We start from the raw sequence: 17511 nt of genomic DNA, 5'->3' as shown, positions 1-17511 counted from the left end.
CACTTATTCATTGGGCAATAGAAAAGGGTTCAGGCTGCTACGGGCAAAACCTTCCTCTTCCATTTTGGCATCCAAAATCAGCGATGCCAGATCATCCGCCACGGCATCTACATTGGGATCTTTTTCCTGATAAAGAATTTTCAGGTAACTGCCGCAATCACCACAACTTTCCGCCTTGACTGCTGCTTGTTCACTATCCAATGACCAATAATTCAGATCACGAGTCTGCTCACAATTGCTACATTTGATTCGCACAACATGCCACTCGCTTTCACATAAATGACAATGCAAATAGCGCAAGCCTTGGCTTGCGCCGATTTGCACCATACTGACAACGGGCATACTGCCGCAAACCGGACAAAACTGTCGGTGTTCACCATATTCCGCCCGCGCTTTGCCGGGGATCAGGCTGGCCATTTGAGCCCAATAAACAGACAATGCCGCCCAGATAAACACCGCCTGATCGGCACTGACTTTGCTGAATTCTCTGTTAAGCAGCGCACTTGCCATCTCTTCCAGCTCTTGTTCTGAGTTTTTTACCAGATTTTCGATGGCAGGTTTTACATGTTCTGGCACGGTGGGCAACAATTCTGCTATCAGGGAATGCAGGATATTTTGCCAGTGCTGAGTACGGGGCAGGGTTTTACAATCTAGCGGGATGCCATTCTCTTGTCGGGAATGACCGATAATTTCATCCAACGCCACATCCAGCGGATTGTCATACAGGGCTTTTTGCTGGGCCTGTACGATTTCAGCAACAAAATTTAGGTAGTTTGAAAATGGATTGTTTTCTGTCGCCAACGTTCTCAAACGTTCGGCACGACGTTGATACAGATTTTTCAGATTGGCAAACAGCAAGGGAGGAATAAAACCAGCACCTCTTTCATTTAAGCGCTCTTTGCCTAACTGCTCTTTAGGAACAATGCGAATACTCATTACCTTCACCTTCCCATTATGTTTATACGTAAGTATCCAACCATCTTACCTTGCCAAACATTACCTTACCAAACAACGGGTATTACCATGCAAGTTTACTGACATCACCGTAACAATTCAGGTTAGACTATCAGTGCTATAAAAAGGGGGGAAGGGTGGATTTATCTGCATAATCATTAACACTCTTCTGGGTTGGCCTATCAATAAATTGAAGAGATTGATTATGAAACTAACACCTGAAAAATTACGGGCGGCAATAGAAAAATATGCCCAATTACCTGAGAAACAGAGAAATTTAACCCAAAAGCAGATGGATTGGTTTACCAATCCAGAAAACGTATTCCTGCTGATAAGTCTGGTATTAGCCCTGCCCAAAGAAACGATGACCGAGATGGGGGACAGCATTAGCAGTTGGGTTGAAGTTGCCATCGCAGAACTTGCGTTAACGACGAACAAGTTACCAGCAGAAGCAAGACAACAATTTGAAGAGACTATTGAATACATTCTGGCTTATGCCAAAGAAAGCGACGAGATCAACAGTGAGTGTGTGCTGCTTTGTTTATCAATATTGAAGAGACATCAGTTTCACATCAATACTGACATCACTTATTTGCTGGATGCTCCAGAATATGCAGATAGCACCAATATCGCGGCTTTTCCCCAGAAACAGCCCAGATTAAGCCAACTATTTGATCAATTTGAGATCCAATCTGGCATTGAATTCATTGAGTTTTTCGAAACCGGCTTTTCTGTAGTACCTGCTGAAACCTTACCTTATTTACTGTCGGAAGTGGCTCACTGTCCATGGGGCATAGATGCTCTGCTTTTACTGACTCAGTACTTTGAAGAGCCCGTTGCCCTTGCCAGTGCACAAGTGTTGGATAATTGCCCTTCCTCGGCATGGACAAATTTATCCTACTTGCAACTTTTAAACCTGTGTGCACGATTCAATCGCCATCCCTCTATTAAACACTGTTTTAAGCGCTGGAAAAAACGCGCACTGGCACACAATAAGGCCCGGAAGACAGCAGAAATACATGAATTATACGCCTCCCATGTTGATGGCAATGATTGCGCCAGTATGATGACAAAAGTGACACTGGATAATCAGGTATATCAGTTAAACATGATGCTGGATTTCAAATCGGGCATTCGGGAAACCTTACTGAATCTTGATCCTGAACAATCCCTCACTGAGCTGATCGCACAATTAGACCCTCATGTAGACTTTACATCGGTTTCTCCAGACTGGCTGCAACAAGTTTTACCGTGGATCCTTTCAGTACAGTCGAACAAAAACACGCCACTTGATCTCTACTCACTTTATTGGTTATCGCAACTCCCTTTCGAGTGGACACAACCAGAAGCGTTTGATTTTGAATACTGGAGCCAAAAACTGGGCTATCAAGCCAATCGGCAACGCCAGGAACGCAATCGCCTCAGCCTTATGACGGGGTATTCGCCATTAATTATGAGTTGGCTGGCACCAGAAGAATATATATTGGAAGCGAAAACACCTAAGGATTTATTGAAGCGCTATTACTATGCAAACCGGGAGCTGTTTACTGAACGCCTGACTTACTCGGCCGCAGTCGAACGGTATAAACTGCCGCCACAAGCGCAACGTCTGACGAATGATTATTTAGACTTGGCCCATACACTCAGCGATCCCACTTTGAATCGCAAAAAATTTGCACTATTTGATACCTTATCAGAGTTCAGTTTTGAGTACTTTACCAGCGCGATGAACCTTATCGATGCCGAGTTGCCACTACAAGGATTAGTCATCAAAGTCAGCTTACTTGATGCAAGCCCTGCGGTATGGCGCCGGATTCAAGTCAGCAACCAACTCACACTGAGTGAATTTCATGATGTGATACAAAATGCCATGGGATGGGAGAATGCCCACCTGTTCCGTTTTGATATTATGGGAATAGAAATTCCAGAAGAGCATTATGACCAAGTACGTATCGGAGTATTTCTGAATGATATCGACGATTATCTCAGCTACCAATATGACTTTGGCGATGATTGGTTCCATTTGGCGATAGTCGAGAAAGTACTGCAAAAAGATATTACCCTGCCTATAGTTACGGCAGGCAAGGGTATGTGTCCGGCTGAAGATTCTGGCGGTATTTTTAGTTGGAACCATTTACTCAAATTAAGGAAAAAGAAAGTTCTGACTGAAGACGAAGCGGAGCAATTGGATTGGGCGGGATTATCTCCAAGTGAAGAGCTTGAGCCTTTTGATAAGGAGCAGGCTAATCAGAGGCTCAAAAAATTATTCAGTGAATGATTTTTCCTTATTTATGGAGCATCAGCTACTTGAATAAATCAGCTTGGTGCTCTTTATATTTTGGCGGTAATGTCTGACAGGTCTGTAAAAGCGCAAAAGTCTCTAGAATAATCTCTTGCGCTTTCTTATTGTTGGCATATTTCTTAGCATCCTTTTCAAACCGACTTTAGTAAACGAGCGTCAACATTACTTACCAGCCCAAATCACGTCTTAACTCATCAATTGAGGCACGACAGAGAGACGCACCCAATGCTAATTGTCTATTTTCATTACAATTCTGCTAATAACCAAAAGTTAATATTTTTCTCTTTTTGGGGAAATTTTCTTATTGAGTTAATTTTTCCTTTTAGGTGTATTTTTCGCCAGGAGGAGCTAAAATGTTCAATGTGATAACTCACCCAGACGCACTGTTAGAATTAAAACAGTTACCGGACGAACTACGAGGTCGGATGTTCAAATTAATAGAGCGTCTACGAACGAACGGTAATCAGCTAAAAATGCCACATAGCAGAGTTATTGGTGGTGGTCTGTTTGAATTAAGAATAGGAGATAAAAACATTACCAGAACGCTATACGCATTTGAAATAGGCCAGAAAATTTACCTACTGCATGCGTTTGTGAAAAAAACGCAAAAAACCCCTACTGGTGCGATAGAACTCGCCAGAAAACGGCTGAAGGAGCTTAACGAATGAAAGGTATTGAATTTGACCAACTGAAAGCAGAGATGTTAAATACACCAGAGGCCATCCAAGCATACAACGATGCAGATAAAGAATTAGGTATTATTGAGCTACTATACCAAATGCGTGAACATGCTGGGTTATCTAAATCAGAATTGGCTAATAGATTGGGAGTTTCTCCATCTGCCATTACGAGGCTTGAAGGTAACCCAATGGGGGCCAGCATGAAAACGCTCTCCCGCTATGCCAGGGCCTGCGGTGCCAATATCGATATTAAAATGAGTTATTGATAAGAAATGGGTGCGGCCTCAGTCTCACTTCATTTTCAATATGCAAGAAAAAAGCAGGGTACACCAAAATACCCTGCCTCAAATTTACTCTTTTTCCTTCTGTTGCTCTTGCTTCACGATCTCACGATACCAGCGGGGATGATGTTTTTTCGCCCAGCCACGTGTGACCCAGCCTTCCACCATCGCCCGTACTGAGCCTTTCACCCAAAACGCCGCATAAGCGTGGACAATAATGGTCAGAATCAGGCCGATCGCTGACAGTGAGTGCACCAGCAAGGCAATTCTGATCAATGGAATCGAGAAATATTCGGCAAAATAAGGACGCCAGATAATAATGCCGCTGACCAACAAGAAAAACAGACAAACACTTACCGACCAGTAAATGCCTTTCTGACCGAGGTTATACTGCCCGATATCCCCCGCTTCTTCATTACGCAGCACTTTATGGACATTCTTCGCCCATTCAATGTCATCCCTGTCGATCAGGTTATGTTTGAAGTATCTGAAAAACATAAAGATAAACAGGAAGAACATTATCGAACCCGCAAACGGGTGCAGTATCCGTGATAGCTGTGGTGTACCAAAGATATTCATCATCCAGTTCAGGGAAGGAAAGAAAAAACCCAATCCACTGATAGCGGTGAACAAAAAGCAGATCACCACTGCCCAATGATTGACCCGCTCAACCGGAGAATGACGAATAATGATATCGTTACGCTTTTTCATTTCTTCACCTCCTGATCGCTGGAATCAACATCCTTGAGTGCGCTCTCTTCCTCTTCTTTAGAGACACGGTTCGGGCCAATGCCGACGTAATGGAAAATGGAAGCCGCAAAGGTCGCGGCAAAACCGATTGCCGCCAATGGCTTCCAGACACCTTTCCAGAATGTGACCGTCGGGCTGATGGTCGGGTTATCCGGCAGGCCGTGATAAAGCTGAGGTTTATTGGCATGGTGCAGAACATACATCACATGTGTTCCCCCCACACCTTCGGGATCGTACAACCCGGCATTTTCATAACCGCGCCCCTTAAGCTCCTCAACCCTCTCCGCTGCCAGCGCTTTCATATCCTGCTTACTGCCGAAATGAATCGCGCCGGTCGGACAGGTCTTCACACAAGCAGGCTCCTGCCCCACACCAACACGGTCAACACACAGGGTACATTTGTAAGCGCGATTATCCTCTTTGTTGATGCGCGGTACATTGAAAGGACAGCCCGCAATGCAATAGCCGCAACCAATGCAGTGCTCTGACTGAAAATCAACAATACCATTGGCATACTGAATAATCGCCCCTTCTGCCGGACAGGCTTTCAGACAACCCGGATCAGCACAGTGCATACAGCCATCTTTACGGATCAACCATTCCAGTCTGCCATTCTCCTCCACTTCGGAAAATCGCATCACTGTCCATGACTTCGCCGTCAGATCGGCTGGATTATCATAAACACCGACGTTATGCCCAACTTCATCACGAATGTCGTTCCATTCTGAACACGCCACCTGACACGCTTTACAGCCGATGCAGGTCGTCACGTCGATCAACTTTGCCACTTCTTGCTGGTGCTCCCGCACATGAGGTGCGGGAGTCAGTGAATTGGTGGCAGAGCGACGAATAATGTCTTGAGATTGCAATGACATGATTTTTCTCCCCTACACCTTTTCCACATTAACCAGAAATGCCTTGAATTCCGGTGTCTGCGTATTGGCATCACCGACAAACGGCGTCAGGGTATTCGCAAGGAAACCTTTCTTCGCCGCGCCTTCAAAACCCCAGTGAATCGGGATACCGATGGTATCTACTTCACGGCCATGAACATTCAAGGTACGAATACGCTTTGTCACCACCGCCTTGGCTTTGATATAACCACGTTTGGAGCTAACTCTGACAGTATCACCCTGCTTGATGCCTTTCTCTGCCGCCAACCGCTCACCAATTTCCACAAACTGCTCTGGCTGGGCAATAGCATTTAACAACGCATGTTTTGTCCAGAAGTGGAAATGTTCGGTCAGTCGATAAGTGGTTCCCACATAAGGGAATTTATCGGCCTTACCCATCGCTTCAAAATCACTCTTGAATACGCGGGCAGCCGGATTGGAAACCACATTCGGATGCAGCGGGTTAGTTCCCAGCGGCGTTTCGAACGGCTCATAATGTTCAGGGAAGGGGCCTTCAGCCATTTTGTCGATGGCAAACAGGCGTCCCATGCCTTCGGGCTGCATGATAAACGGCCCGACATCCGTACCGGGAGCCGCGTTGCTGTAGTCCGGGATATCTACACCCGCCCATTTATCACCGTTCCAGGCAATCAATTGACGTTTCGGGTCCCACGGCTTGCCCTGTGGATCGGCTGATGCACGGTTATACAGGATCCGACGGTTCAGAGGCCACGCCCATGCCCACCCCAGCGTATTACCGATGCCGGACGGATCTGCGTTATCACGGCGGGCCATCTGGTTGCCTTCCGGTGTCCAGCTTCCGGCGAATATCCAGCAACCACTGGCGGTTGTGCCGTCATCACGCAATTGCGCGAACGATGACAATTGCTGACCTTTTTTCACCAGCACATTGCCGTTGTCATCCAGCAAATCAACCAGAGCACGACCGTTATTTTCCTGCGCTATTTCTTCCGGGGTTGGATTGTCAGGGTCGAGATAATCCCATGTCATACTCAAGACTTGCTCTGGTGCAGCACCGCCTTCTTCGCGGTACAAATCGCGCAGGCGCTTGAAGATACCTGACAGAATTTCACCATCCCCAATGGCTTCACCCGGTGCATCCGCCCCTTTCCAGTGCCATTGCAGCCAGCGGGCTGAATTGACTATTGAGCCATTCTCTTCGGCAAAACAGCAGCATGGCAGGCGGAACACTTCGGTCTGAATGGCAGAAGGATCAACATCGTTAAACTCACCATGATTTTGCCAGAATGAAGACGTTTCGGTACTGAGCGGATCAACCGTGATCAAAAACTTCAGTTTCGACAACGCAGCAACCACTTTGTTCTTGTTCGGGAATGATGCGATGGGGTTGAATCCCTGACAGATATAACCGTTCACTTCCCCTTTCGACATCATTTCGAAATATTGCAGGACATCGTAAGGCTTATCCCACTTCGGCAGCAGATCAAAGCCCCAGTCATTCTCTTTACGGGCATTATCGCCATAGAAGCTCTTCATCAGGCTGACAAAGAACTTCGGATAATTTCCCCAATAATTGACCTGTCCCGGAACAGTGGATTTTGGGGTACTGGCCTGCAAATAAGTTTGCAGGTCGGCCTGTTTCTCCGATGGCAGGGAGAGATAACCCGGCAGGCTCTGCGACAGCAGCCCCAAATCCGTCAGGCCCTGAATATTGGAGTGACCACGCAGTGCATTAATACCGCCGCCCGCCATTCCCATATTGCCGAGCAACAATTGGATCATGGCCATGGTACGAATGTTCTGTGCGCCAATGGAGTGTTGCGTCCAGCCCAGTGCGTACAGGAAAGAAGTGGTTTTGTCTTTCGCACTGGTTTCTGCCAGATATTCACACACCCTGAGAAAATCTTCCTTCGGCGTACCACAAATATCAGTCACAACATCCGGCGTATAACGGCTGACGTGAGATTTCAGCAAATTCCAGACACAACGGGGATGGGACAGGGTTTTGTCACGTTTGGCAAAACCATTCTCATCCAGTTCGTAATTCCATGTCGTTTTGTCATACCTGCGATTTTCCGCATCATAGCCGCTGAACAAACCATCATCGAACGAAAAATCCTCTCGCACAATCAGGCTGGCATTGGTGTAAGCCTCGACATATTCACGATTAATCTTTTCATTGGTCATCAGGTATAAAATCACACCTGACAGGAAGACAATATCCGTACCGGAACGAATAGGCGTGTAAAAATCCGCCACGGATGCCGTACGGGTAAAACGTGGATCGATAACAATCAGCCTGGCATTGTTATGAATTTTGGCTTCCATCGCCCAACGGAAACCCACAGGATGTGCCTCAGCGGCATTCCCGCCCATCACGACAATCAGGTTCGCGTTCTTAATATCCACCCAGTGGTTGGTCATCGCACCGCGACCAAATGTTGGAGCAAGACTTGCTACCGTTGGTCCGTGTCAGACACGCGCCTGATTGTCTACGGCAAGCATGCCGAGAGCGCGACTAAATTTTTGCGATAAAAAACCCGTTTCATTACTGGCTGCGGAAGCACACAACATGCCCGTTGTCAGCCAACGGTTAACCGTAACGCCATCTTGGTTGGTTTTGATGAAATTGGCATCGCGATCTTGTTTCATCAATCTCGCAATACGATCGAAGGCTTCATTCCAGCTTATGCGTTGCCATTGATTGGAGCCGGGGGCGCGATATTCCGGATAGTGCAGGCGATTTTTGCTGTGGATAAAATCAACCAATCCAGCCCCTTTAGGGCACAAGGCACCGCGGTTTACAGGGTGATCCGGGTCCCCTTCGATATGAAAAATAGTGGATTTGGCATTTTTGGCGCCATCACCAAGGCTGTACATCAATAATCCACAGCCGACAGAACAGTATGTGCAGGTATTTCGGGTTTCACGCGCACGCAGCAATTTGTAGTTACGTGTTTGTGCAATCGCGGCGGTCGGGGCAAACCCCAGCGCGGCTGCCGTCGTACCCGCCATACCGCCAGCGCAGATCTTAAAGAACTGCCTTCTGCTGACTTGCATGGGGATCTCCTCACTCACATTGCTCATTAACACCCCCATCACGGGGATCCCGCGGGGGCGCTCGCTTTTTATCAATATATTATTGAGTAACCAGACTACATTGCCAGACTACATTGCCAGACTACATTGAATAACAAAACATCACCTGAATAATAACTTGATGAATGTTTTTTTTGATTTTGGATACCGTCTATTATAAACATTGTCCATTGTGTGATCGGGCTTTTTACCTGATAAATCCACACAAACAGTATTATGAATCAATCTACCGGGGAATTCACTAATGGATGATGCAAGGTCAGAAAATGAGTTAACCATAGAAGGCACTTGCGGCGCTTTTCGCATTAATGTTCAACAAAGAAACGCGAAACAAAACAACCTCCTGAGTCACCCAAAATTGGATTGGGTCGCTGAGGAAGTCCCCGTCGCATTGGTCTATAACGGTATTTCTCATGTCGTGATGATGGCCAGCCCGAAAGATCTTGACCATTTTGCCATCGGTTTTTCATTATCAGAAGGGATCATTACTTCCCCGCAGGAAATTCGGGGTATCGATTCGGTCATCAGTTGTCACGGCGGCATTGAACTGCATATCGAACTCTCCAATCGCCGTTTTGCCGGATTAAAGGAGCGCCGACGCAGTATGGCAGGCAGAACAGGCTGTGGTATCTGCGGCACCGAACAACTGACAGAAATCTTTCGTCCCATTCCTCCCCTGCCTTTCACCCAAACCTTTTCACTCTCTTATCTTGATACTGCACTTGCCCAATTACCCCATGTTCAGGAAATCGGTGCTCTCACCGGCTGTACTCATGCCGCGGGCTGGTTTGATGCTGAGGGGAAATTGCTTGGCGGCTGTGAAGATGTTGGTCGCCATGTTGCGCTGGATAAGTTACTGGGAATGCGGGCAAAAATGGGCTGGCAGCAAGGTGTGGTGTTAGTTTCCAGCCGCGCCAGCTATGAAATGGTGCAAAAAGCCGCCAATTGTGGCGTGGAAATTTTGTTTGCCGTTTCTGCTGCAACCTCACTCGCTATTGAAGTCGCGCAAAAATGCAACCTGACGTTGATCGGGTTTTGCAAACCGGGACGAGCAACGGTGTATACCCATCCACAGCGAATAATGGGTTAATCAAGGCAGGGAAACATCCGTTCCTATCGATTTTCCCCTTATTACCACCATGAAATTTGAGAACCATGGGTTATATAATGATTTAATAATATTCTGTAAAATAGGCGCTCTTATCGTAACTACATGATATTGCAGAATGAAAACTCCAAAAGATAAATTTAAAGAAAAACAAGATGCTATTTTGCATAGTGCTGTCAGTCTTCTTGTTCAAGAAGGAAGCCGTTCTTTTAGTATGAGAGCACTTGCTAACCATTATGGAATAACGCTGGGAAATTTACAGTACTACTTCCCTAATTTGGAATCTTTATTGGAGGCTTTGTTTAATCAAATTATTTTAGATACAACAACAAGATTGCAGCTTGCTGCTCCTGAACTTAACAAGTTTGATGTTCTCATTGATATCATTTTGACTAACTTACAAGACATCTCTTTATGCACATTGGCGTTAGAAGCGTTACTGGCAAGTCGTCGTTCAAAAAGTTTACATAAAACTTTAACCAAGTTTTATCAACACTACATTGAGCAGATAATTACTCTTCTAGATAATTACTGTTCAAATACGCCGGAGAATATCAAGAAAGAAAAAGCGCTAATGTTAGTCTCTTTATTTGAAGGCTTATCCATCTTATATTCCAGCCAAAATAAATCGACTTTTGATTTTGATATGAGTAAGCGTTTACGCTCTACTATCATTGCCATTATAGAATCAGAATAATCTCACCTTCCCAGATAGCATACCCAGATTATCTTATGATAATAAAATAAATGGTATCAAATTTCCGCTATGCAGAAATTTGATACCTACGAAGAAAAATTTATACTTTTTATGTCGCTTTGTAACCTATTGAATCTATAGCTCTTCACTATTTATGCTAAAATTAATACCTTCCGATTTTAACAACACTTTCAGTTTTTCAGCATCCAAGAACATTTCACCTGTTTTTAAAATATCTGGCATATTATTCTGTATATGTTCAGCCAACTGCATCACTAATGCTGCTGCTCCTAGTGAGGTTAAGTGCGTTTGCCCTTTGGGCGCATTGATTTGTAGATATAGATACTTACTATTTCCTTTTTCATCCACACCTCGTATATCAGTCCGAATTTGATGCTGGTGGCCTTTACCCGGATTATATAAAATCTTTCTACGAAGGCGTGTCGAGCACAATTTCCAAATACCTTTTCTGACTAAAAATGCGAGAAGTTGATTACTCTTAGGTTCATCAAAACCAATTCTGGTCGCGACCGTTTTCACATTCATAATTAAAGGTAAAATAAATTGCTCAGGCATATCTATCCGAAAAACTTTATGCTGGCTATTATCACTAAATAAAACTGTTTTTTCGTCAGAAAAAGGGAGGATTTTCTGGTATCGTCCATTTTGTTTTACCGTAAATGGTACTGTTAGCCTATCCATATAATCAACTGAATTTGGGCCTGCTTTATCATTCAAAGCATATAAGACACTCATATCGATACTATCAATACTCGAAAATGATTTACTGATATCATTAATGAGCGTCGCAACAATACTCGCCATCCATGATGATGAAAAAATCATGGAACCTGGTTTTTTATTCCGCATGATTACCGCTTTACTTAATGCGGTTTGCAAACGTTCAGTCCAACGAGTTATGTCCACATACGCAATATGATTCTGATGCGCAAAATCTAATAATTTATCTTGTGGATCATTAACGAGTGCTAAGACGATATCTATCTTTAGATCTTCTGGTAAAGCTGGTTTTTCAATATCAAACGCCAAAGCCTGTGAATTCTGCAAAGTTTGAGATAGTTCTTTTGCCTTACTTATGCTCCTGCCAGCAATAATTAATTCTAAATCAGGGCAATATTGATTGAGAATTTGTGCGACTTGCTGACCAACCACACCATAACCACCAACCAGCAATACCGATATGTTCTTCATTTACCAATCCTCAAAAATAGGTCACATGACCTATTTTTGAGGATCTTTAGATAAATTTCAACAATAATCGCAATGTTATGATATTAAAATCAAATAACCAAAATTATTATACTCAGCAGGTTTCAAGTTGCGACACAGCATCCCATCCATCATCAGGCAACTGATCTAATGAACAAGTGTATTAATAGCACCTTCAAGAGCTGTCCTTTCCTCAGCAGACTGAATAATGGTTTTTGCTTCCATGATAAAGTTCCCATTAAATAGCTTTCCCTTCTCACATTACCGTTTTTTAATATAGAACGTAAAGTCTGTAGTTAACGCCACAGAAAACAACAAGTTAACAATATATTATTATTTCAGGTAAATTCACCTAACATTAAGAAATGAATTACCAATAATAAAAAACAAAGTATAAACAATAACCAATTTAAATTTCATTTATTGGCTTTAATGCTATTATGAAAAAATATAACCATACATAGGAGCCAGTTATCCATGAAATGGTACATTGAGGAAGCCTCGAAAATAAACAACTCCATACCCTACGGTAAACAAATTAATATGAGTGCCGGATTCGGGCCAACAGGGCTGCCCCACATAGGAACACTTTGTGAAATCATTCGCACTAACCTGATCAAAAATGAACTAAACAGACTGGGTAGAGAGGTAAATTTCTATTTAATTTCAGATGACTTAGACTCCTTCAGAAAGATTCCATCCAATGTTCCCAACCCAGAAAAACTAAAACCATACTTAGGGCTGCCTGTAAATAAAGTCCCAGATCCTTTCGGTATTTACTCTTCATTCTCAGAGATGGCCGAAAGCCGGTTATTTGAATTGGCTAAAGAGTATAATGTAGATTGTAATATAGTAAAAAACTCTCAGGCCTATAAAAATGGAGATTATAATTCTCTAATAAAATTATTTCTCGAAAACTTTTCCAGTATAAATAAAATATGTAAAGAATCCACAGGTTTTTTAAGACAAAGAACCTATAATATTATAATGCCGATTTCTGAAAAAACAGGAAAAGTCCTTGAGCATATTATTATAACAAACATAGATATTAATAATGGAGAAATAACTTATTATATACCCTCAAATGAAATAGTTAATAAGCCCGGGCATGAATATGGTGTGGAGCTGCAAGAACTTTATCAAGAAGAGGTTTTAGACAAAGAACAAACTGTTTCAGTATTTAATGGAAAAGCAAAACTTCAGTGGAAAGCGGATTGGAGTATGCGTTTACTCTATAGGAATATTCATTTTGAAATGTATGGTGAGGATCTGACAGATTCAGCGTCTGTTGCCCGACAAATCTTCGCCACACTGCATAAGCCTGCACCACGTCTTTATAGATATGGTCTTTTTCTTGATGCTTCAGGGAAAAAAATATCTAAATCAAAAGGTAATGGCTTCTCTCTGGATGATGCCAAAAATCTTCTTACACACGAAGCCATCCAGACCCACTTATCAAAAGATCCCAAAAAATCCACTAAATTTTATATAGAACAATCTCCTAAATTAAACGATCAAGTAAATATCTCCAATAAAAATAAAAAACGCTTATCTTTTTTTAAAATATCCAGAATATTACAAGCATCAAAACCCACCAATATCTCCTCTGCAAGAAAATTTCTTGATTTATATCGGGAACATGGAGAAACCATATCAGAAAATGAACTTATAATTAGTTACAATTATTATTCAAAGACTAATAAATACAATAACCATGGATTAACAACAACGAGAGAAAAGGATTATTTCTCATTTATTGCCGAATCAATAAAACAAGAAGAAACTTTATCTAAGGAAGATATTTTAAAACTTATATGTTCCTCTTTCACAAAAAATTTCCCTGAACGTGATTCATCACAACTATGGATATTACTTTACAGAGGATTATTTGGTGATATCTGCGGCCCCAGAATTGAAACATGGATAAAAATCAATGATACAAAAGATATCATTGAACACTTCATTAATCCACACATAATAACCTTAGAAAACAAAGAAACTCGCAATGAAATAAAAACAACTGAATCTTCCATGAAGATAAATAAAGATAATGACAACGAAATAAAAATGACAAAATTACTCAACAAGATTGATTTCAATCAAATCAGGGAAAAATGTGACGCTCTGTCGTTACAGTTAAAAGAAAATAGCAATGCCCTGATTGATGCCTTATCAGGATACCAATGTAAAATGGTCACTGAAGATGAAATTTATCGCTCCGTGGATGTCCTGGAAAACATTGGTGAAAACAAAGAATATTTTAACCAGAATATTTATGGTGTCACCTCATTCCTGCCTCTTAACCAACCCATTTATGCGACTGTATGTTTTGGTTTCATTCCCTCTCTCATGGCGGAGAATGTTTGTATCCGTCCTCCTACAGCGATGCACCTTCATTATAAAAAATTTGAGAATATTATTGATCTGTCAAAAATATCTTCATCACTTTCAATTTCCTATGAAAACAAAGAGCTTTTTTTAAGTAAAAGGGTAAATGTAACTGATGCCGTTATATTTACAGGGACGCCAGAAAATGCAATTAAGGTTCGAAAACATTTCAGGAAAAATACCTTGTTTATCTTAAATGGTGCCGGACATAACCCATTAGTCATATCAAAGGATGCAGATATCAATATAGCTATTGAAAGCGCCAAACGGGTTGTTCTCTATAATCAGGGACAAGATTGCGCCGGACCCAATGCTATATTAGTACACAATGATATATATGATTCATTCAGGGATAATTTAATTACCAGTTTGAAAGATATTGAAGATAAAGTAGGCTCTTATTCTGATCAGAATAATATAATAGGCCCTAACAGCGATATAGACCATTGTATAAAGATAGCATCAATGTTTAAAATAAACCGGGATTATTGTACTTATGGCGGAGAAATAAATCCGATAACGGGCATGATAAAACCCACTATCTTTGAAAAATCGCTTTCTATGGGTGGGAATTACAAAGAATTTTTTGCTCCTGTTTTCTTTTTGCAGAAATACCAACAAGATCAAAATTTAGATGATTATTTTTCCAATCCAAGTTATCCTGCCAATGCTATGTATATTTCTTTATTTGGCACAAGCAATTATATCAGTAATGAATTAAATAAAAAGTTACACTTACCAGAAAGCATACTCAATAATACGGATCTCCATTTGGAAGAACGTGGTTATCTTCCATACGGAGGACAAGGGCCAGCAGCATCTTGCCTTTGGTATGATGGTAATAGAATTAATGGGAGCACGTTACCACAAAGGGATATATATCAATATCTGGTCAAACCACAGATATAAGTAACCATGAATAACTATAAGTAAAGAGATAAAAATGACATCCAGCTTTAATCAATCATATATGGTGTCCATCATATTGGGAGCATCTCTCGTAGGGTTAGCTATGGGATATACATTACCCATGGTCAGTTTAAAGCTAGCCGGACAAAAACACACTTCAACACTACTGGGTATCATATCGGCACTACCTGCGGTAGGAATGTTAATTTCTTCCATGGTGACCCCCATACTAGCCCGCCAGTATAGTTTAAATAAGTTATTGGGCTTTAGCTTAGTCCTACTTACGGTTTCAACTTTATTTTCTGTTCAGTTAAACCAAATATATTATCTTGCTATTCCCCGATTTCTGATGGGGTTTGCCTGTGGCGTTATAGTGGTTATCGGAGAATCATGGGTCAGCAGTAATACCAATGACCGACACAAAGGAACACTAATGGGATTGTACACCTCAGCATTCACCGGATGTCAATTGTCAGGGCCATTACTGATTTCGATATTTGGCATAACTTCACTGATTCCTGCAATATTACTGGCCATGCTTGCCCTCTTTTGCATTGCCCTTATATTGATAAATCCTTCTGCGTCAATATCATCACAACCAAAAGAAGAAAACAGCAGATTTCCCGTATTACCATTAATAATGTCTGCCCCCTGCCTTATCATTGGGGTTCTTTGCTTTTCCTCTTTTGATGCAGTGGCACTATCCATGTTTCCATTGTATGGCGTGTCATTAGGGATCCCCGAGGCAACAACCATTACATTAATAACATTAATCTTTCTTGGGGATGCTATTTTTCAGGTTCCTATCGGTTGGCTTGCCGACAGAACCAATTTGAAACAGATTCATATGATTTGCGGAGTAATTTTCACTCTTTCCTTATTAGCATTACCCTTTACAGTAAATTCCATTTTTTTATGGATTGATGTCATCATAATGGGAGCATTTGGTGGAGGTATTTATACCCTATCATTGGTAAGAGCAGGAAAAAAATATTCTGGTCAGATGTTAATTGCCATAAACGCCTTATTTGGTGTCATTTGGGGAATTGGCAGCCTTACCGGTCCCTTAGTAACTGGTGTAGCAATGGATTTATTTAATGAAAAAGGATTTATTATTACCCTTATTTCTATTGGGTTATTGTTTATAGTTTCACACTGGTTTCCCGGAAAACCTATACTTGATAGAAAATCAGGATAAATCCGCTCCCTTCCTCACAGTAAAAAACGATCAACTCTTGATGAGTTATCTTATCCGTTCTATCACACAATCTATCACACAAAAAAAACTTAACAAAATGACAACACATCGTCACTTATGATTCACATAACTATTTACTGAGTGTACTTTATTTCAAACGGAAAGCTAAAGGTATTTTTATGACGGGATAGCAACATATTCTTTATACTCAGTGAGGTTAATAATGAAAAAGATCAACATATTAATCGCTGTGTTAGGTATTTTGGGATTGATAACACAGGTTCAAGCAAAAGTTGGATATGGTATAAGCCAAACAGATACTGACCCACACCTTACAATCGGAGAGAAAAATGGCGAACCCGCCATTGGCATTAGCCTCTATGATAATGGCCAACTCTTCCCTGCTTCCTCTCTGAAAGCGTTCGCTACACGTGACAAGAATGGCGTCTATCGTTTCAAGCTGGAGGGCGGGTCAATTAAAAACCAGTATGCCGATATCGCTCAAGTTCCCAATTCAGAAGTTTACTTCGGTGAGTGGGCGCAAACCACCCCCGATAAATCGGATAAAACTCATACTGTTTTTTATGCAGGTAAAGATGTAACAACGAATATGCCAAAGGGCGGTACTGCAATCTATACGACGACAGGCATTAGCCAATATAACGGTAATAATCCCCTCACCGGAGAATTAACCGCAGACTTTGATCGTCAAAAATTGAAGGGTTCAATAAGCAACCGTTCACGAAAGATAGACATTGATGCCGACATAAATAGCGATGCCGGATTTTCAGGTAATGCCACTGCCGATGGTCATATTAATGGCCGCACCGAGGGAAAATTCTTTGGTGATTCGGCCTCCTCTCTGGCAGGTTATGCCACATTTGATAGCGACAGGAGCAAGGATACTGCTTTCGGCGGTACTAAAAAGTAATTGCCAATTTTACAGATAACAGTGCCTAAAATGGCGCTGTTATTTTCTCTTCCTCATCTGCTTTTCTTGGCCCTGTTTTTTGCCGTCTATATTGCTGTTCCTTTTCAAA

13 protein-coding genes are annotated in these 17511 nt (G+C 42.1%); 8 read left to right on the top strand and 5 right to left on the bottom strand.

Annotated features, from left to right (window positions below):
• Positions 1 to 3: 3 nt before the first annotated feature.
• Positions 4 to 936, bottom strand: coding sequence for a formate dehydrogenase accessory protein FdhE (gene fdhE, locus Xmir_RS03410; protein WP_099113031.1), 933 nt, complete (start codon positions 934 to 936; stop codon positions 4 to 6).
• Positions 937 to 1159: 223 nt separating this feature from the next.
• On the opposite strand from fdhE, the gene Xmir_RS03405 reads away from it, so the two are divergent.
• The 3 genes from Xmir_RS03405 to Xmir_RS03390 all read left to right on the top strand — a co-directional run bounded on the left by Xmir_RS03405 (position 1160) and on the right by Xmir_RS03390 (position 4202).
• Positions 1160 to 3232 (top strand): plasmid pRiA4b ORF-3 family protein, encoded by a 2073-nt coding sequence (locus Xmir_RS03405; protein WP_099113030.1) that lies wholly within the window; start codon positions 1160 to 1162, stop codon positions 3230 to 3232.
• A 377-nt stretch (positions 3233 to 3609) separates the two neighbouring features.
• Entirely contained in the window at positions 3610 to 3924 is a 315-nt protein-coding gene (locus Xmir_RS03395) for a type II toxin-antitoxin system RelE/ParE family toxin (RefSeq protein ID WP_099113029.1), read from the top strand.
• Positions 3921 to 4202 carry a helix-turn-helix domain-containing protein gene (locus Xmir_RS03390; protein ID WP_099113028.1) on the top strand — a complete coding sequence of 94 codons (282 nt, stop codon included), beginning with the start codon at positions 3921 to 3923 and terminating at the stop codon, positions 4200 to 4202. Before Xmir_RS03395 ends, Xmir_RS03390 begins: the two co-directional genes overlap by 4 nt.
• An 84-nt stretch (positions 4203 to 4286) precedes the next feature.
• On the opposite strand, the gene fdoI is transcribed toward Xmir_RS03390, so the two are convergent.
• From fdoI to fdnG, 3 genes are read right to left on the bottom strand one after another with little or no spacing between them, the layout of a single operon-like run.
• Complete coding sequence (gene fdoI, locus Xmir_RS03385) at positions 4287 to 4928, bottom strand: formate dehydrogenase cytochrome b556 subunit (RefSeq protein ID WP_099113027.1); 642 nt, start codon at positions 4926 to 4928, stop codon at positions 4287 to 4289.
• A complete protein-coding gene (gene fdxH, locus Xmir_RS03380; RefSeq protein ID WP_099113026.1) occupies positions 4925 to 5842 on the bottom strand; it encodes a formate dehydrogenase subunit beta in 918 nt (305 codons plus the stop codon). The genes fdoI and fdxH overlap by 4 nt, the downstream gene beginning before the upstream one ends.
• A 12-nt stretch (positions 5843 to 5854) precedes the next feature.
• Positions 5855 to 8902 (bottom strand): formate dehydrogenase-N subunit alpha, encoded by a 3048-nt coding sequence (gene fdnG, locus Xmir_RS03375; protein ID WP_145956861.1) that lies wholly within the window; start codon positions 8900 to 8902, stop codon positions 5855 to 5857.
• A 283-nt stretch (positions 8903 to 9185) separates the two neighbouring features.
• On the opposite strand from fdnG, the gene fdhD reads away from it, so the two are divergent.
• Both fdhD and Xmir_RS03360 read left to right on the top strand, forming a co-directional pair.
• Positions 9186 to 10031 (top strand): formate dehydrogenase accessory sulfurtransferase FdhD, encoded by an 846-nt coding sequence (fdhD, locus tag Xmir_RS03365; RefSeq protein ID WP_099113023.1) that lies wholly within the window; start codon positions 9186 to 9188, stop codon positions 10029 to 10031.
• Between the two features lie 136 nt (positions 10032 to 10167).
• Positions 10168 to 10746: a TetR/AcrR family transcriptional regulator gene (locus Xmir_RS03360; RefSeq protein WP_099113022.1), complete on the top strand. Its 579-nt coding sequence runs from the start codon at positions 10168 to 10170 to the stop codon at positions 10744 to 10746.
• A 135-nt stretch (positions 10747 to 10881) separates the two neighbouring features.
• On the opposite strand, the gene Xmir_RS03355 is transcribed toward Xmir_RS03360, so the two are convergent.
• Positions 10882 to 11958 (bottom strand): saccharopine dehydrogenase family protein, encoded by a 1077-nt coding sequence (locus Xmir_RS03355; RefSeq protein ID WP_099113021.1) that lies wholly within the window; start codon positions 11956 to 11958, stop codon positions 10882 to 10884.
• Between the two features lie 495 nt (positions 11959 to 12453).
• Between Xmir_RS03355 and Xmir_RS03350 the strand changes: the two genes are divergently transcribed.
• The 3 genes from Xmir_RS03350 (at position 12454) to Xmir_RS03340 (ending at position 17402) form a co-directional block, all read left to right on the top strand.
• A complete protein-coding gene (locus Xmir_RS03350; RefSeq protein ID WP_099113020.1) occupies positions 12454 to 15273 on the top strand; it encodes an aldehyde dehydrogenase family protein in 2820 nt (939 codons plus the stop codon).
• A gap of 34 nt (positions 15274 to 15307) precedes the next feature.
• Positions 15308 to 16471, top strand: coding sequence for an MFS transporter (locus tag Xmir_RS03345; protein WP_099113019.1), 1164 nt, complete (start codon positions 15308 to 15310; stop codon positions 16469 to 16471).
• A gap of 223 nt (positions 16472 to 16694) precedes the next feature.
• Positions 16695 to 17402 (top strand): Slam-dependent surface lipoprotein, encoded by a 708-nt coding sequence (locus Xmir_RS03340; protein WP_099113018.1) that lies wholly within the window; start codon positions 16695 to 16697, stop codon positions 17400 to 17402.
• Positions 17403 to 17511: the final 109 nt, after the last annotated feature.

Source organism: Xenorhabdus miraniensis (genome assembly GCF_002632615.1).
The sequence above is the reverse complement of the archived record's forward strand: the minus strand, read 5'-3'. Positions and strand labels throughout refer to the sequence as shown.

What these genes read in the sequence shown, in the direction of transcription:
- fdhE (WP_099113031.1), bottom strand. Translation starts at nt 936, where the DNA reads ATGAGTATTCGCATTGTTCCTAAAGAGCAGTTAGGCAAAGAGCGCTTA.
- Xmir_RS03405 (WP_099113030.1), top strand. Translation starts at nt 1,160, where the DNA reads ATGAAACTAACACCTGAAAAATTACGGGCGGCAATAGAAAAATATGCC.
- Xmir_RS03395 (WP_099113029.1), top strand. Translation starts at nt 3,610, where the DNA reads ATGTTCAATGTGATAACTCACCCAGACGCACTGTTAGAATTAAAACAG.
- Xmir_RS03390 (WP_099113028.1), top strand. Translation starts at nt 3,921, where the DNA reads ATGAAAGGTATTGAATTTGACCAACTGAAAGCAGAGATGTTAAATACA.
- fdoI (WP_099113027.1), bottom strand. Translation starts at nt 4,928, where the DNA reads ATGAAAAAGCGTAACGATATCATTATTCGTCATTCTCCGGTTGAGCGG.
- fdxH (WP_099113026.1), bottom strand. Translation starts at nt 5,842, where the DNA reads ATGTCATTGCAATCTCAAGACATTATTCGTCGCTCTGCCACCAATTCA.
- fdhD (WP_099113023.1), top strand. Translation starts at nt 9,186, where the DNA reads ATGGATGATGCAAGGTCAGAAAATGAGTTAACCATAGAAGGCACTTGC.
- Xmir_RS03360 (WP_099113022.1), top strand. Translation starts at nt 10,168, where the DNA reads ATGAAAACTCCAAAAGATAAATTTAAAGAAAAACAAGATGCTATTTTG.
- Xmir_RS03355 (WP_099113021.1), bottom strand. Translation starts at nt 11,958, where the DNA reads ATGAAGAACATATCGGTATTGCTGGTTGGTGGTTATGGTGTGGTTGGT.
- Xmir_RS03350 (WP_099113020.1), top strand. Translation starts at nt 12,454, where the DNA reads ATGAAATGGTACATTGAGGAAGCCTCGAAAATAAACAACTCCATACCC.
- Xmir_RS03345 (WP_099113019.1), top strand. Translation starts at nt 15,308, where the DNA reads ATGACATCCAGCTTTAATCAATCATATATGGTGTCCATCATATTGGGA.
- Xmir_RS03340 (WP_099113018.1), top strand. Translation starts at nt 16,695, where the DNA reads ATGAAAAAGATCAACATATTAATCGCTGTGTTAGGTATTTTGGGATTG.